This is a genomic window from Nostoc sp., assembly GCF_036917415.1.
Lineage (GTDB): Bacteria > Cyanobacteriota > Cyanobacteriia > Cyanobacteriales > Nostocaceae > Nostoc.
In genome coordinates, this window is the sequence record NZ_JBALDJ010000085.1 from 19994 (window position 1) to 37176 (window position 17183).

General features: G+C 41.7%; 13 protein-coding genes. 9 read left to right on the forward strand and 4 right to left on the reverse strand.

Features of this window, described 5'->3' with window-relative positions:
* The first annotated feature begins 100 nt into the window (after positions 1 to 100).
* Complete coding sequence (locus tag V7K41_RS18310) at positions 101 to 910, forward strand: DUF3598 family protein (protein ID WP_334850436.1); 810 nt, start codon at positions 101 to 103, stop codon at positions 908 to 910.
* Positions 911 to 982: 72 nt separating this feature from the next.
* Positions 983 to 2494 carry a BamA/TamA family outer membrane protein gene (locus tag V7K41_RS18315; protein WP_334850396.1) on the forward strand — a complete coding sequence of 504 codons (1512 nt, stop codon included), beginning with the start codon at positions 983 to 985 and terminating at the stop codon, positions 2492 to 2494.
* 123 nt (positions 2495 to 2617) lie between these two features.
* Here the strand turns inward: V7K41_RS18315 and V7K41_RS18320 are convergent, their stop codons facing one another.
* Positions 2618 to 3295: a hypothetical protein gene (locus tag V7K41_RS18320; RefSeq protein WP_334850397.1), complete on the reverse strand. Its 678-nt coding sequence runs from the start codon at positions 3293 to 3295 to the stop codon at positions 2618 to 2620.
* A 483-nt stretch (positions 3296 to 3778) separates the two neighbouring features.
* On the reverse strand, positions 3779 to 4450 hold the full coding sequence (locus tag V7K41_RS18325; RefSeq protein WP_292775006.1) for a LuxR C-terminal-related transcriptional regulator: 672 nt from the start codon (positions 4448 to 4450) through the stop codon (positions 3779 to 3781).
* Between the two features lie 100 nt (positions 4451 to 4550).
* Here V7K41_RS18325 and V7K41_RS18330 point away from each other — a divergent pair, with 100 nt between their 5' ends.
* The 4 genes from V7K41_RS18330 (at position 4551) to V7K41_RS18345 (ending at position 9499) form a co-directional block, all read left to right on the forward strand.
* The gene (locus V7K41_RS18330) at positions 4551 to 5207 is read left to right on the forward strand and encodes a DUF3386 domain-containing protein (protein WP_334850399.1); all 657 of its coding nucleotides are present in this window, start codon (positions 4551 to 4553) and stop codon (positions 5205 to 5207) included.
* A gap of 162 nt (positions 5208 to 5369) precedes the next feature.
* The gene (locus V7K41_RS18335) at positions 5370 to 5879 is read left to right on the forward strand and encodes a HugZ family pyridoxamine 5'-phosphate oxidase (protein WP_334850401.1); all 510 of its coding nucleotides are present in this window, start codon (positions 5370 to 5372) and stop codon (positions 5877 to 5879) included.
* A gap of 288 nt (positions 5880 to 6167) precedes the next feature.
* Positions 6168 to 7052 carry an alpha/beta fold hydrolase gene (locus tag V7K41_RS18340; RefSeq protein WP_334850403.1) on the forward strand — a complete coding sequence of 295 codons (885 nt, stop codon included), beginning with the start codon at positions 6168 to 6170 and terminating at the stop codon, positions 7050 to 7052.
* A gap of 143 nt (positions 7053 to 7195) precedes the next feature.
* Entirely contained in the window at positions 7196 to 9499 is a 2304-nt protein-coding gene (locus V7K41_RS18345) for an FAD/NAD(P)-binding protein (protein ID WP_334850404.1), read from the forward strand.
* Between the two features lie 11 nt (positions 9500 to 9510).
* On the opposite strand, the gene V7K41_RS18350 is transcribed toward V7K41_RS18345, so the two are convergent.
* Complete coding sequence (locus V7K41_RS18350) at positions 9511 to 12240, reverse strand: zinc-dependent metalloprotease (protein ID WP_334850406.1); 2730 nt, start codon at positions 12238 to 12240, stop codon at positions 9511 to 9513.
* 991 nt (positions 12241 to 13231) lie between these two features.
* Here V7K41_RS18350 and V7K41_RS18355 point away from each other — a divergent pair.
* Together V7K41_RS18355 and V7K41_RS18360 are read left to right on the forward strand one after the other, a co-directional pair.
* On the forward strand, positions 13232 to 13615 hold the full coding sequence (locus tag V7K41_RS18355; RefSeq protein ID WP_334850408.1) for a hypothetical protein: 384 nt from the start codon (positions 13232 to 13234) through the stop codon (positions 13613 to 13615).
* 696 nt (positions 13616 to 14311) lie between these two features.
* Complete coding sequence (locus V7K41_RS18360; RefSeq protein ID WP_334850409.1) at positions 14312 to 14803, forward strand: orange carotenoid protein N-terminal domain-containing protein; 492 nt, start codon at positions 14312 to 14314, stop codon at positions 14801 to 14803.
* Between the two features lie 320 nt (positions 14804 to 15123).
* Here V7K41_RS18360 and V7K41_RS18365 read toward each other — a convergent pair whose 3' ends face one another.
* Positions 15124 to 15903 carry a glucosamine-6-phosphate deaminase gene (locus V7K41_RS18365; protein ID WP_334850411.1) on the reverse strand — a complete coding sequence of 260 codons (780 nt, stop codon included), beginning with the start codon at positions 15901 to 15903 and terminating at the stop codon, positions 15124 to 15126.
* A 214-nt stretch (positions 15904 to 16117) separates the two neighbouring features.
* Here V7K41_RS18365 and V7K41_RS18370 point away from each other — a divergent pair, with 214 nt between their 5' ends.
* Complete coding sequence (locus V7K41_RS18370; RefSeq protein WP_334850413.1) at positions 16118 to 16804, forward strand: HAD family hydrolase; 687 nt, start codon at positions 16118 to 16120, stop codon at positions 16802 to 16804.
* The last annotated feature ends 379 nt before the right edge of the window (positions 16805 to 17183 follow it).

The window sequence follows — 17183 nt, forward strand, 5'->3', positions numbered from 1 at the left end:
AAATGACCAATGACAAATGACCAATGACAAATGACCAATGACAAATGACCAATGACAAATGACCAATGACAAATGACCAATGACAAATGACAAAATCACTATGAAATCACAATGGGAATGTTTTTTGCAGAATCTTGGTGTTTGGGAAGGTTCATTTACTAATTTTTCTCCCCAAGGAACACTTTTGAATGATACTCCTAGTCGTCTTTCCCTAGAACATTTGAACAATAACCAGAAAGTGCGCCTCACTCTGAGCCGTTCGGGACAAGATATAATCAGAGAATTTAATTCTGTGGGAGGGGGTCTGCTGTTTTTTGAGAATGGTTCATTTTCAGAAGGTTTAATTCAGCTAGGGCCATTTTCCGAATTTGGTGGAGAACTCGCTTTAGTTTATGAAAATCGCCGCTTGCGTCTGGTGCAACTGTTTGATAATACCGGTCAGCTAAAGGAATTAATCTTAATTCGAGAACATCTCGCTGGAACCCCAGCAGCAGAACGTCCAACTTTGCAGATAAATGATTTGTTGGGAGAATGGCAAGGACAAGCAGTAACAATATATCCAGATTGGCGATCGCCTGATACTTACTCTACAACCTTCAAATTACAACTCGATGATGCTGGGCGATTAATTCAAAGTACCTCTTTTAGCGACCGTACAATTACCTCAACTGCTACCATCAAAAGCCCGATTGTTCTCTTTGACCAAGATCCCCAAAAGCAGGTGCAAGTATTATTTTTACCAGATGGCGCTTCTGCAACATCACCTGTCAAAGTGCAGTTACGCCAACCATTTTTTATGGAAGCGGGTTGGTTAATCCAGCCAAACCTCCGCCGACGGATGATTCGCAGCTACAACGAGAAAGGTGAATGGGTTAGTTTGACATTAGTTACTGAAGAAAGAAAGCTTTGATATCGTGTCCGCTTGATTACTGATCAAATATTTAACTGTTGCCAAAATGTGGGTAATGACAAAGCTTTATTTATGTATATTCAAATAGCTGTAGTTGCGATCGCAGTCATCTTAATAGCTGGAGAAAATCTAGAGGCCGTTGCAAACTCGCAATCTTCTACTGAAGATGGTCTTAGTAGTATTGTGGCAACAAAACCGACATTAGAGATAGAGGGAAGGTATGCCAAATATGGTGATTATATCGGATTAACTCCAGTAGATACCCAGTCTGTGGAGTTTTCCCAAAGAATTGTCAAAGATATCCAGATTCGTTTTGTTAATAACAAAGATCAATTGCTCGATGACAAAGGTCAGCCGATCAAAGGGCGTACTCAAAAAGAGTTTATCGTTGGTCTGCTGAAACTAAAACCTGGTCAGGTATTCCGTGAAGATTTACTAAAAGCAGACTTGCAACGATTGAGAAGATTAGAGTCATTTAATGAAGTCAATGTTTATCGACAAGAAGATGCCAATAGCGTTAATCTCATTTATGAAATCAAAGAGCGTAACTTCCCTTCTCTAATTTTAGGAGGCGGTAGTAACGACGATGTTGGATTATACGGTCGGGTGGGTTATAGAGATGCAAATATCAGCGGTCTTAACGATAAATTAGATACAACTGTGCAAATTAGCGGTAAAGATGTCCAATTTAATGGTCAGTTCACTAGTCGTTATCGTCCTGAAGAACCAAACCGCTTAGGCTACAGCATCAGAGCTTTTCGTAGTCGTAATACATCGGGAACTTTCAACGAAGATATCAGATTGTCTAGCGGTGATAAAGTACGCGAGGGAAGATTTGGCGGTTCTGTGGGAGTTTTACGATCTTTTGATGAGTGGGATGCAGCTATAAGTTTGAATTACACCAGAATTAGCCTACGCGATCGCGAATATAATGTCGCACAGGTCGATAGATTAGGGAGTCCTTTATCTGTGAGCGGTACTGGCATTGATGACTTATTTACAGTATTATTTGCTGTATCCAGAGATCAACGCGATCGCCGAGAAAATCCGACTCAAGGATCAATCCTCACTCTCAGCACAGAACAAGCAATTCCGATTGGACTGGGCAATATTTCTAGCAACCGCCTACAGGGAGATTATATTCAGTATTTACCAGTCAGTTGGATAGGTAATGGTAGACCAACTGACAATCCAGAAATGTTGGCGATTAATTTACAAATTGGTACGACTCTTGGAGACTTTCCACCAGCTGATGCTTTTAATATTGGTGGACTAGATTCTGTCAGGGGTTACGGTTATGGGAAAGTCGCCAGTGGTCGGAGTTATGGTTTAGCTTCTGTGGAATATCGTTTCCCAATTTTTTACTCAATCGGAGGAGTTCTTTTTACTGACTTCGCCTCAGATTTCGGGTCTAGCGAAACCGTGCTAGGAGAACCAGGAGTGCTACGAGATAAACCTGGAAGTGGCTTTGGCTACGGCTTAGGATTGCGCGTCAAGTCATCCTTTGGGCTGATTCGAGGTGACTTCGGAATTAGCGATCGAGGAGAACTTAGATTTGAAGTTACTACAGGTCAGCGATTTTAACGGGTGGCAAAAAAACCTTAAAAAACTACTGAAGATTGCTTAATAACACACTCAGGGCCATTTCATTCTAAAAAATTGCTTGAGTGTGTCTAGTCCAAAAGGACATAATCAAGATATTGGAGATTACTTGCACATTTGTAACGTGCGGCGATCGCTAGCAGCGATGGAATTTAACCGATAAAAATCTTGCAGAGCCAGGGAGTAAGCATAAGAATTTGACTCATCATCACTAACCTGGGGCAGTCTATTGCTCGTAGCTACCTGATTTGATTGCTCAGAATTGGCTTCATTTGACGAAGTATTAACCGTCATTGCCAATTCTCCTGATGGGTTGATTGTACCCTGAAAACAATTCAACTCTGATTGGGGCATATACAATGCACCCTTTACCTTGTCCTGCTGCTTTTGAAATATGATATAACCTTGACCAAGCTGGTTTGGTTTTGGAGATTGACCATAAAGGTAAATCCCATCTTTTACAGGAAAATTTGCTTTTGGTAAAACTCCTGCGCTTTTTGTAGTTCCCCCATCGCCTGGAACCATTGCTGTGATTATAGGTGCTGTGTTTCCGCCTCCAGAAGCCGCATTAAGTTGACTTCTTTGCTCTCGAACTTTTCTAAGCTGCGACAAAAGAGAGTTTTCGGAGGTTTTGTGAATCTGAGCCGATGAAAATCGAGAATCTGTAAATGATGTTACTTGAGTTTGCTTGGATATAAGGCCCAAACCGAGAAGTAAGCCTAAGCCCGCGAGGGGAATTCCCCACTTCCGGGGAGATAATAACTGATGAAGGTTGTTAAGCACCCTACTTCTCCTGTTAAAAAACTAACTAAGTTCTCTAGAACTTACTTAAATCATAACCAAGTCTTAATTGTCAAAGACTTTATTCACGACTTATATTACTATTGTCCAAAAAATAAAACTGTCAAAAACAAAAGTTTTTATTGAATTTGCTTCTACAATCTTAGATTAGCATCAGTTAGAGTCTTTATAACAGGAGGCAGGAGGCAGGGGGCAGGAGGCAGGAGGCAGAAGGCAGGAATAACCCACGTTTAAAAGCGTGAGATTGAAGTAAGAAGAATTGTATCTCGCTACACTCTATTGAATACAATTCTTCTTTTAAAACTGGATTTTATACCCAGAATTAAAGTTTTCATATTATGTGCGGCTAATTAGTTATAGATTCCCGAATCTAAGCAGAAAGCCCAAAAATACCTGCCTCCTGCCCCCTGCCCCCTGCCCCCTGCCCCCTGCCCCCTGCCCCCTGCCCCCTGCCCCCTGCCTACTTCAAGAAACTTGTATATCTTGTAGCTTTGCCACCATTTCTGCACGCGCCGAAACCTTCAACTTCCGAAACATCCTCTTCAAAGCTTGTTTGACGGAATTTTGCGTAATCCAAAGTTTTTCTCCAATTTCCGCATTCGTTAACCCCTGTGCCACTAACTCGGCAATTTCTAACTCACGCGCTGTTAGAGGACTTACTAAAAGGGAATTGGATATTTTGGGTTTTGTCCGTAGGGTTGCCATTTTTGCTGACAAATGAATGCATAAAGCGCTCAAGTCAGCTAAATCATTGCCATTAAAGGCAGGATTTCCCTTGTCACGTGCCAAGTTAAGGGTTCCTACAAGACGACCATCGCAAACAATTGGCCCAGTCATCACGTGTTCGTGGTCGGAACGCGAACAAAAATGCTTCCAGTCTCCTGGCGATAATAATAACTGTTCGTGGGCGGGAGCATGACGCTCAACCACGTAGCGCCCCACTGGATTGCTCTCTAAGCATACTGCCGGAATGCCTGGAACATTAATCTCAGTGGTTGGCTGCTCATCTAGGAGATAAATACCCCAATTTTGCACGCCAAAATGCTCGCTAATTTGATCCGTGAGAGCAAGTCTTAACTCTTGCTCATTCTGGACATTAGCGATCGCATGAAATACAGCGTGTAGAGAATTAGCCATAAGTGTACCCAGTTGGGGACTATCCAAGCCTCAACAATTACTTCTATGCTAATACCAAGGAAACTAAAACGCTAATTACAGTAGCGACTAGGAGAAGCACATGACAGTTACACAACTCTCTGCTCAGGAACTTTTCCGGGCTGCTTATGAAAACCGCTATACTTGGGACAAGAATTTCCCTGGTTATACCGCAAATATTACCTTTAAGCATGATGATAAAGTGTTTACAGGCAAAGTTATCATCAGTGCCAATCTCAAAGCCGAAGTTTTGGATGTAGATGACGAGTCAGCCCAGAAAGCAATTCATGGTCAAGCTTGGGAGATAGCAATTCACCGCATCCGCCGCAGCTTTGAAGACACCCACAGCGCCAATACGTTTAGCTATGGTAAAACTGACGAAACTGGTGCGGTTGAGCTTTTAATGGGTGGTAAGGCTGAAGGCGATAAATACAAAGTCCGCAATAATGAAGTCTGCCATGTTCACCGTCTAATCCACGGTACTTTTGTTACCATTGACACCTTCAGCAGTCACGACACCGGGGAAGGTTATCTATCCCGTACCTATGACTCTGTGTACCATGACCCCAAAACTGGGGAACAAAAGGGCGGTAGAAGCGAATTTATTGATGAGTATGAAAAAGTTGGTGACTATTTCATCCTAAATCGTCGGGAGATTCGCACCGAGACAGCAGGACAATTTTCTACTCAGGAATTTATTTTCTCTGACATTAAATTGTTGGAACCTGTTGCTGCTTAAGTTGTATTCTGTAATCTAAAAATTAGCGATCGCTCTTGAGTTAAAGGGAGCGATCGCTTTTATTTTTTGGGCATTCCATGCGTAGCTGTAGCCCATCCTAGACATCGCTCAATCACGTTAAGATACTTTATTAGGTGTTCCTAATCAAGCGGTAATCTACTTATGAGTCAACTTGAAAACATTCAAGCTGAGTATGAAAAGTTTCCTGAAGCATTTGAGAGTGTAATTATTAGCACTGTGAGCGCACAAGCAATACCCAATGCTAGTTATGCTCCCTTTGTAATGGATGATTCCAAAAATATTTACATTTACGTCAGTGGTCTTTCGATTCATACCAAAAATCTTTATGCCAATCCTCATGTTAGTGTCTTATTTATCGAGGATGAAGCTAAAAGTAATCTAATTTTTGCCCGTCGTCGTTTGAGTTTTGATTGTACGGCAACTTTGATAGAGCGTGAAACTGACAATTGGAATCAAATTGTTGAGCAATTTCAAGGGCGGTTTGGTGAAATCATTGAGGTTTTGCGTGGCTTATCTGACTTTCGGATTTTCCGGCTAACTCCCAGTGAAGGTCGTTTTGTAGTTGGTTTTGGGGGAGCATATCAAATCAGTGGTGATAACCTCCATCAACTTGTTCAAATCACAGGAGATGCCGATAAAAAACAAGGGTAGATTATGAATTATGAATTATGAACTGTAATAATTCAGCACCCAGGAGCCAAAAGTTAGAATTTAGAAATAATCCAGTGTAATTGATACAGCGAATTTCAAGTTAGTGAGGTGCACAAGCTAAATTTAAAAGCCAGGTATAAAACCTGTTTTACTTTTGAATTCTGACTTCTGCTGTATATTGATTCATCAAATGTTCTCCTGATTCTTGAAATATTCAGACAAATGTATTTTGATTCCTGAATTAGTTTGACTGTATGCAAATTCAAATAAACTAAACTTTTTAATTTTATGCTTCAGTTTCAACCTCCTGGCTTTGGACATAAAGTCATCCATACATTCTTGGGGGCAATGGTTTACTATACCCAAACAAATGCACCTTGGGCGATTGCTGACACTGAAGATTTACCCCCATTACTATTTCTCCATAACTTTGGTGGGGGAGCGTCTGCTTATGAATGGTCTAAAGTTTACCCAGCTTTTGCTTCTAATTACCACATTTTAGCCCCCGATCTTATCGGCTGGGGAGAATCAGCCCATCCAGTCCGGGATTATAAAATTAGGGATTATCTCAGTACGATCGCAGAGTTTATCATCCAAACTTGTCGCCAGCCGGTAACAGTGGTAGCCTCATCTCTCACAGCCGCTTTTGCTATTCGCCTAGCTATTGTTCAACCCAATTTATTCAAAGCACTGTTTTTGGTTTCCCCTTCTGGATTTGATGATTTTGGGCAGGGTGCTGGACGTAGACTTCCGCTTTCGGTAATTAATGCGCCTCTGTTGGACAATTTTATTTATCTGCTTGGTGCTGAAAATGAAATTGCAGTCCGAAATTTTTTACAAAGTTTTCTCTTTGCTAAGTCACAACGAGTATCCCAAGAGATGGTAGAGGCTTATTTAACCTCGGCACAACAACCTAATGCCAAGTTTGCTGCTTTGGCATTTTTGCGGGGCGATCTTTACTTCGATCTGAGTTTATATATCCAACAACTAACAGTTCCCACCGTCATTTTTTGGGGAGAAAAAGCACAATTTACCAACATTAAATTAGGACAACGCTTGGCAAATCTAAATCCAAGGGCAATTCGAGATTTTTATGCGATCGCAGATACCGGAATATTACCTCATTTGGAAATGCCAGAAGTTTTTATTGGTCTATTGCAGCAGCATCTTTAAGAATTAGGAAAGATTTTTCTAGTCAACCTAAATAATCTAGTTACAATAGACAACGACTGGAATCATACACCAAAAAACCGATCAGTATGTAGTAGTTAAATTAATTGCGAAAGTAGTCACCATACACTCTATTTAGCACCGTGATGGATTCTAATGTCTTGATAGCACATCCTTCAAGCACGACGATCGCGCTCGTTGGTGCTGGCTTTAGTGGTTCTTTAGTAGCGGCTCACCTGTTAAAAACTGCCAACCGTCCCCTGTTGATCAAGCTGATTGAGCGCAGTCATGACATTGGCAAGGGAGTTGCCTACAGCACCGACACCATCAGCCATTTGCTGAATGTATCCGCAGGCAAGATGAGTGCCTTTCCCGACGATCCCGGTCATCTGCTGCGCTGGTTAAACTATAACCGCAGTGAGTTAGGGACATTTCTGCCCAGTGACTTGAATGCCAGCAGCTTTATTCCCCGTCAGATATTCGGGCTTTATATCCAGTCGATTTTGGAGGAAGCTGAAGCCACGGCATCGAGTAACGTCCGGCTAGAGCGCGTCATCGATGAGGTGGTGGCAGTAGAGCCACAAGCCAAAGGCGCGATCGTCTCCTTGAGTAGCAGCCGTACTTTCGTGGCAGACAAAATTGTACTGGCACTGGGAAACGCACCTTCCGCCCCTCCTGGATCGCAACCCTCTGAGGACAATGACACCCCCTACCTACGTCATGCCTGGTCAGCCGAGGCGTTGGCAGAACTGAAGCCTGATGCGCCTGTATTGCTGATTGGCACTGGACTGACGATGGTGGATATGGTAGTGTCACTTCACGCTGGCAACCATCGGGGCAAAATTTATGCCGTGTCTCGCCGGGGATTGTCTCCGCTACCGCATCAATCGACTAAACCCTACCCCGCCTTTTTGACCCCAGACACCGCGCCTAAAACAGTTCGCGGCTTGCTGCGGCGCATTCGCAGTGAGGTGCAAACGGCAGCAGTGCAGGGCTACAACTGGCGATCGGTGATTGATTCCCTGCGTCCGATCAGCCAGCAACTCTGGCAACGACTGCCCCTCGTGGAGCAAAAACGGCTTTTGCGCCATGTCACCCCCTATTGGGATGTACATCGCCATCGAATTGCCCCTGAAATTGGGAAGGTTGTCCAGGCAATGCTGGATTCTGGGCAACTAACTATTACCGCAGGGCGCATTCAGGGCTATGAAGCAGCATCTGACGCGGTGGCAGTGACCGTTCGCCAGCGCCAAACGCAAAGGAATCAGGTCTTGCAAGTCAGCCGCGTGGTGAATTGCACCGGGGTACAGGCAAATTATCAGCGATCGCCCCAATCCCTAATTGCCAATTTACGCACCCAGGGATTGATCCGCCCCAACGATATTGGCTTGGGTTTGGATACTACCCCTGATGGTGCTGTATTAGATGCTCAGGGCAAACCTTCAAGCCTACTCTATACCTTGGGCACTCCCCGCAAAGGCAATTTGTGGGAAACGATCGCTGTCCCAGAACTGCGCGAGCAGGCTCAGGCATTGGCGGCAACTGTGTTGCAGTCGCTACCGGTGCGGGTGCGTCCCGTTTCGCCCATTTCTCGCACCACTGAACAAGACTATAGCGACCGACCCGCCATCCCCCAGTCAACGCTATTATTTCGCCAATTCTTTGACCCGGAATCCAGCACCTACACCTATCTGATTGCCGACAGTCAGACTAAAGATGCGGTGCTGGTAGATACAGTATTGGAGCAGGTTGACCGGGATTTACAAGTGCTGGATGATTTGGGGTTGAGTCTTTGCTACTGTTTGGAAACTCACATCCATGCTGACCATATCACTGGTGCAGGCAAACTGAGACAGCAAACCGGTTGTCAGGTGATGGTGCCCCAAAATGCCACTGCTAGGTCTGCGGATTACTCCCTTGCCGATCGCGAAACCCTAATCGTGGGGGCGGTGCGGATTGAGGCGATCGCTACACCAGGGCACACCGACGGCCATCTGGCTTATTTAGTCAACAATACCCATCTGTTAACGGGGGATGCTTTATTGATTCGCGGCTGTGGACGCACAGACTTTCAATCGGGCGATGCGGGTACTCTGTACGAGACAGTGACGCAACAGTTATTTACTCTCCCAGAGGACACCCTGGTTTATCCTGCCCATGACTATAAAGGGCGCATTGTTTCTACTATTGGTGAAGAAAAACGCCTCAATCCCCGATTTGCCAATCGCAGCCGCGATCAATTTATCGCAATCATGAGCCATCTGGGTTTGAGCTATCCCAAAAAGATGAACGAAGCCGTACCCGCCAATGAATACTGTGGCGATTTCATGCCCGAAGGGAGTCTGAGCAATGGTACGAGTTTGGCGATTGATGTAGATCGTGAAAAAGTAGAAAAAACGCTCTCAACTAATACTGAAATTTATGAGGACTACTTTGCTATGTACATTTAGGAGTATCGTGGCTACCTAGAGAGTAACTGCGCGTTTAATGCTTTAGTAATGCGATCGCCAGAAGATTCTAAGTGAGCTAAGGTGTAAATATCAAGACTTTCACCAAGTTGTTTGAGTCTGACATCAATGGCTTTTTGCAGTTGGCGCAATGCATACCAAGCCAATGTCCGACCATCTTCAGGTGTATTAGCAGTACCCAACATCATCTGTAACAAAATATTCAGATGTTCCCGTTGCAATGAACGGCGGATGCTAGAAATTGGCTTTGGTTCTCCTGGGGCAAAAATTTCTGTCCAGATGCCTGTTTGCAGGGTGTCAAACAATTCTGGTATGGAAAGCGCTTCTCCAGGCAGAGTTTTTAATTCTATATCTTGTAACCGATTCAGGCGATCGCTGTCTAATAGCGATCGCAATATCGCACTTTGAAAACTCAAAATGCGATCGTGAATTGGATAATCAAGGCGGTTATTAGGTGCAGAACTACCCCAGTGTTCCCAACGTGACGGTGCTAGTTGATTGAGCAATTGTGGTGAAAAGCTGAAAGCATCTTCAGCAAATACATACTCTTGTAATTTTGTCAACGCTTGACGTTGTTTTAAAAGTGAAACTGGTACAAATGCCCAAGCATCATCACTAGTATGGAGACGCCGAAACGATTGTCCACCAATGTATTTAGAAAGCAAAGTGGCGTTCCGAAAATAATATTTAAGTACTCTATTAAATTTAAGGCGTAGATTACTATAGCTTTCTCTTTTCGATAGATAACCCCGATCGAGACGCTGCCACATAAAACGAGCATTATCCATTTGCCACTGTGAATAAAGTAGCACATCACTACTCATATCCCAGACATTTGCCAAAGGATTGATATCCCAGATATCTTCATCAGTTGCGTAAGATAATTCTGGTTGAGGCGATGCCAGTGCAATCTGGTCTAAAAAACTTTTTTCTGATTCTGGAATCGTTACCTCAAGTGCTGTTGATGGAAATTTTTTATAACCATACTCAATTGCCCATTCGTCATAAGGCCCAATAACTTTGGGGAAATAATCACCTTGCTGTACTCCCTGTGGTGCTATATTCACAGGTACATAGTCCATCACCGAACCTACTAAACCTTTGGTATGAGTAATTTCAGTATTATTTAATTCTTGTGGCGCTAACATGGTGCTGCCATAAAAGTTGTGGCGCAAACCCAGAGTGTGCCCGACTTCGTGAGCGATGAGAGAACGCAAATATTGATGCACATACTCCTTCATCGTTTCACTACTAGGTGTAGTGTTTGGCAACATTGACAACGCCAGTGCCCCCATAGCTGCTTGATTTGAAGACTCCATACCATAGCAGGACTCAGAAGAGAAAAACAGAGCAGAGTCAGATGATGCAAAGAATCTATCCAGGTATTTCCCTGCGTCATGTCCATTCATCTTTTTTGGACATGAATTTGCCTCCATTAATGTATGATATTCTTGCTGAACTAAACGCACCATATTGGCATCCACAATAATATCTGCATCCAATATTTCCCCGGTGAATGGGTTGATGCGCATCGGGCCTTTGGCAAAACCTGCATCTAAAGAATTGAACCAGCGAATAGTGTTGTAATGTACATCTGCTGGTTTCCAATCAGCATCATCTGGCATTTGCTGTACTTCAATAGCATTTTGAAATCCGGCTTTTTCAAATGCTTTGTTCCACATCAAAACGCCTTCACGAATTGCATCGCGGTATTTTAGTGGTACAGCATTTTCAATCCAATACACAATTGGTTTTTTGGGTGGAGATAAGGGGGCGTCAGGATTGGATGGTTCTAGATGCCAGCGATTAATATAATGTACAAATGATTCGTGAGCATTCTTGTTAGAGAAATCTTGGAAAGCAGTTGTAAAATATCCAACTCTGTCATCAGCAAGTCTGGGAATATAACCATTGTTTTCTCTAAGTTGAGAAAAACTGTAGTGTACTTTTAGAGAGAGTGCCCTGCTATCAGGTACGGTGATTAAATTTGATCCTTCTAGTGATGAAAAACCGTAAATCGAATCAATCTCTACGTTTTCTGGGAAGCTGTTAACATCACCAAAATATGACTTGCGTCCATCCAAGCGGTAATCGGCTTGCAAAGAGTATCTTAATAGAGGAGTTAATCCAGGAAAATCCTGCATTAGCAGTTCATTCAGATTAATTAGAATATTTTGATTTTTGGGATTGATAGTGGCTATTTCGAGTGAATAAAGAACTGAATCGCTAAATGAACGAGCAAGCGATCGCTGTTCTGGTATACTGTCTGTACGGAATTTTACATTACGCACAACAAAATGCAATCTATTATTTATTCTTCGGAAGTAAAAGATAAAATCAGAAAGAGGTAATCCACTATAAATCCCACTTTCCCCAATGCCTGATTCCAATGTCACTATAGCTAGGTAGTCTTTATTTAACTGCTCTGGTTTAAGTTCTAAGTAAACTTTTCCCGAATCTTCACTGCAATAAAGTGTGAAGAGTCCTTCTAGTTTATCAATCCGATTAATAATCCCATTAAATCGGCAAAAATCTTCCTTTTTAATCTCAGCAAGATTCTTGTCAGCACTTGCTACGTTTTCAACTACTGGCAGTGGATTTAATTGCTGTATATCAATATTAGAAGTATTTGAAAGTTGGTTTGCTCCTGCATAATCATTTGATAGCAACAAGCTATACAGTAATACTATACAGATTGCTAATTTCGTTATCCAGTATTTCATCCTTTGGCTTTCCACCTGAAGCAGTTCTCGTGTTAAAGAAAAATGTCGAGTAGTTTTTCGTCTGTAAGCCCTTCAAATATCTAGGGATTACAATATAAATTCACTCAGTCAGATAAACAATGCCTCTAGTACAGCACAGCATAAATCCAGCTACCATCTTAATTAACTAGACAAATTGTTCAAGCAACTTGTTAAAGGTAGGCAAACTTCCGCCAGACTGTACTAGCCTAAAAGTCGTGTAACTGTTGATTGTTATTAGTAACTATTTAGGAATTATCCATAAGCATCTATCTTTTAAGGTTGATAGTTTTTACAACCAAAGATATATGTTTTTTTTTACTTCTACCTGTATTAAAAACCAAATGTTGTATTAAAAATGTATTTAGTGCTACATTTAGCAGCCAAAGGAATCTCAAGCATGATTTATAAACAAAGAGTAATACTGATAAAAAAGCTATTATTGAGCATTTAAATACTTTTTTTCGGATGAATTTTGGAAATTTATGCTAATCTCAACCGTTTTCTCACATAGTCAATTGTTCTCAATGGTCTTCAAAGCGTTATTCCCACGCAAAATCAGCTTTTTTGCCTAATTATTGACCTTTTGCTCTAGGCAACTACAAACCAATTTTGAGTGATTTGCAGTTATTCTGTGTACAAGCAAAAGTGAGTAGACTAATTTCTACCGCTTGGGTGATGTCAAAATCAAGCAATCTATGAAAAATATCGTGGTTAACTAAATATTGCAGTTAATACACATCTGGCAAAATTAAATATGCGTTATCCAGAACCCTTGTAGAGAGCTAGCATTGCTAAGTTTCTAGATTCTTTTTCACCTCTATGAATGGTTTGATTTAGTTGATTTGCTTGCGGATGATTGGTATAGTCTCATCTAAGATATTTCATAACTGAGATATGCCTTTTGTTAGAAGGATAATTATTTTTTTATAGGTAATCTTTATTTGTACTCCAAAAAACAAACTAATTCGGCATGATAAATTTGATTTCTAGGACTATTAGTCAAATCGGTTCTCTCCTTAAAGGACTTCAAATAAAAGGTTTTTTGGCTGTTGTCATAGTTGGTTTTCTAGTGCTGACGACGAATGTTGCTCCTGGGCAAAATAACACAGGCTTAAAAGAAAGAGTTAGCGAACAGATACAGCAAAATGATTCTCAAAGACCGAGAACAATCGGGGAGTGGAATAAAGAAGCTCGTGAAACCAAAGGTTCTCCTGGTGAACGACTTAAAAAGATTGGAGAAGAGTCAGCAGAAGCCTTTAAACAATTTGGATCTGGCTACGTAGAAGGTGCTCAGAAAACTGCTAATGATGTAGGGGACAGTGCAGCCCAAACAGGCAAAAAAATACTTAACTAAGTTCGACGTTAAATGCATTCCAATCTTTACTTGGCAGTAAGTACTAATAACTTTTCGCCAATAAATGAGTAATATTAGGAAGGCTGGTATCTAACCAACGAACTCTTCTAATATTTAGGTAAAGCGTTCATCCTTACTGATGATAAATTGTAGCATTTCGTCAGTTGCATCAAATATAGGTTTTTAGTAGGGGCGTACAGCTAGCTGTATACCCCTACTGCGTGTTATAATTTCACGTCCGTTTGATTACTATTAAACTCCAAGAACCCCAAAGACTCAAAACTATACTTTGTTTACCGTTGCTTTGGCTTATTAGAGGCTGCGACCTGTTGGTTTGACTAGAAGCAGTAACCCACCTACAAGAGGATTGCAATGCAGAGCCTTCCAACAAGATTTAATCCACAGTTGGTTGCTTCTGTCAATGCGTAAGTCATAAATTTAGCCCTTTCAAAGATTAATAAGTAGTGCTTTTTTACCTACTATTATAATCAAGCTAACATCTATCCAAGGAAATACCTTTTAATTTGGCAACAGATTTATAATTGCTAACTCTTTCATTTGGCACTTGTCAAGCATTATTTTGGCTTTGAACGATCTTCTTTATGATTTTAAGACATCTGTCTTCAGTAGGGTAAAACTCCAAATGTACATTTGATAACATTTTTAAGAATAAATAATTGCGATTTGGAGTTAATTATGACATCTACCCAAACCAACGATCCAACTATTCGCGAACACGTTCAAGCTTGGCAAAATTTAAATGTAGATCAACAACTTGCTTTGTTTTGGTTTATCTATAAAGAAATGGGGAGTTCAATTACTCCAGCTGCTCCTGGAGCCAGTACTGTTTCTCCAGAAATAGCTGAAGGTTTATTTAATCAAGTTAAGGAATTATCTCACGAACAACAATTACAAGTTCAGCGTGATTTGATTAATAAAGCGGATAGCCAAATTTCTCGTGAGTATGGCTCTTTGGGTGATACTACAAAACTCCTATTTTGGTATCGATTATCTCAAGGGATGGATGATGGTACTATAATTCCTGTACCTAATGATTATCAACTTCCTTCCGAAGCTAAACTATTATTTGGTAAAATTCAAGGATTAGAGTTTGAACAGCAAATTACTCTTTTCCGTGATTATGTTTCGCCAATGGGTGCTGAAGCGAAATCAGGTGCTGAAATTTAGTACTCTTGAACTTTTGAGGATGCTTAAGGGTATCTATTAAGTTATTTATACCCTTCTCTTAAAGCTTGCTAGATTCGCCAGTCGCTTAATATAAAGCTAAATTTTGATGACTGGCGTATTTAGAAACTTTTATTTTATTACTTTGAGATGTCTATGACTTCTATAAATATCAAATTTGTAAAACAAAGTGGATCAAAATTTGCGAATTTGGATACAGAATATCGCTTAATAGTTATAGGTTTATTGTATACTGAAACTACTAATGCAATTCCAGCGATCGCTAAAATAATTAGCTTGAAAGATTGAGGATGTGGATAAGTTTAAGTTGATTTTAATAAGCTAGCAGAATTAACATCTAAAAATAACGTTGCTTGGGGTTGTTGACGGAGAATAGAAGCCGGACAGTTTTTACCGACAGAACTTTCCAGCATCTCTTTTACTACATTCGCTTTACGTTTTTCTGGAGCAAGACAGATAATTTTTTTAGCTGAACAAATTGTTGGAATGGTGACAGTAAAAGCATACTGTGGCACGGTTTCTAAACTCGGAAAGTGACCTGTACTTACTTGTTGCTGACGGTTCACAGTATCCAGTTTGACCAGTTTAACACTGTAAGGATCTTGAAAATTTGCTACAGCTGGATCGTTAAAAGCTAAATGTCCATTTTCGCCAACACCAAGACAGCATAAGTCAATCGGTTGTACTTGCAATAATTTAGTGTAGCGATCGCACTCTGTTACTGGTTGTAATGTATCACCTTCTAGATAGTGAAATTTTTTAGGATTAACTCGCTTCTCTACACGTTCTCGCATATAACGCCGAAAACTAGCAGAATGGTCAGCAGTAATTCCCAAATATTCATCTAGATGGAACAGAATAATCCGTGACCAATCTACACCACCCAATGCAATCAAAGCATCAAGAAATTTGAGTTGGGAGTTACCTGTGGCTAACAACACAGCAGCTGTATCCTGCTGCTTGAGAACTTGCTGTAAATACTTTTGCACGATTTCGGCAACATCCTCGGCCATTTCGACTTCAGAGTTGTAAATCTGCACTAATAAATCATCAACGCGAAAAAAGTTTGTGGCGGCTACCATTTGCTTACGAAGAAGGTTATCAATTATACGGCAGTTTCCCCTGAGGCTTTACCTGTCTGCCCTTATATGCCCTATCCAGTATAGATTTTCGGATTTAGCAGAATAATTCGCGACTTTTTGCCCTGTATTAATGAAGGAACAATCACCAAGGACAAAAAAACAATGTAAACTATTTAAATTAAGTTAACAATTATTTACATTGTACCCAAAAATTATGCTGGCTGCAATTCTCTTTGACCTAGACGGGACTATTGTCAACACTGACCCTATACACTACCAAGCTTGGCAGAAAATGCTGTTAAATTACAGCATAGAAATAGACGAAACATTTTATAAATCCCGAATTAGTGGAAGGCTAAATCCAGAAATTGTTAAAGACATTCTGCCACAATTATCAGCAGTAGAAGGGCAAAGATTTGCAGACGAAAAAGAGACGCTTTTCCGCAAACTCGCCCCACATCTCAAACCGCTAAGTGGATTTTCTGAACTACTAGCATGGACAGATGCACATCAATTAAAACGTGCATTAGTAACTAATGCCCCTAGATTAAATGCAGAATTTATGCTAGAAGTTTTGGGGATAAAAGAAGCTTTCCATACAATTGTTTTAGCAGATGATTGTATTGCAGGTAAACCCGACCCTGTGCCCTACCAAGTTGCCCTGAATAAATTGGGGATTACTGCAGAAGAAGCGATCGCTTTAGAAGACTCTCCCTCTGGTATTCGTTCAGCAGTGGGCGCAGATATCCGCACCATTGGCATCGCCTCTACCCACGATCCGCAAATTTTGCAGTCAGTCGGTGCATTTATGGCAATTCCAGACTTTACTGATTTGCAATTGTGGACATTCCTAAACTCACTTATAGAGCAAGATTCAAGTGCGATCGCTTCTAATTTTTGAGGACATTGGGCAGAGATGCAAAGGGGCAAAGGGGCAAAGGGGCAAAGGGACAGAGGGGAAAGACTTACTGCTACTTCTCCCCTGCCCCCTGCCCCCTGCCCCCTGCCCCCTGCCCCCTGCTCCCTGCCCCCTGCCCCCTGCCCCCTGCCCCCTGCCCCCTGCCCCCTGCTCCCTGCCCCCTGCCCCCTGCCCCCTGCCCCCTGCCCCCTGCCCCCTGCCCCCTGCCCCCTGCAAAGTACTTAGAGGGTTTGTAGTGAGTTAGCGCGTTCTGCTCTACGAGACGCTTCGTAAAGGGTTTCCCCCATGAGCGACTAACTTTCCCGTTGGGTAAGCAGTTTAGTGTTTAGAAAATAAAGACTAAAGTCTTTACTACGAGCCT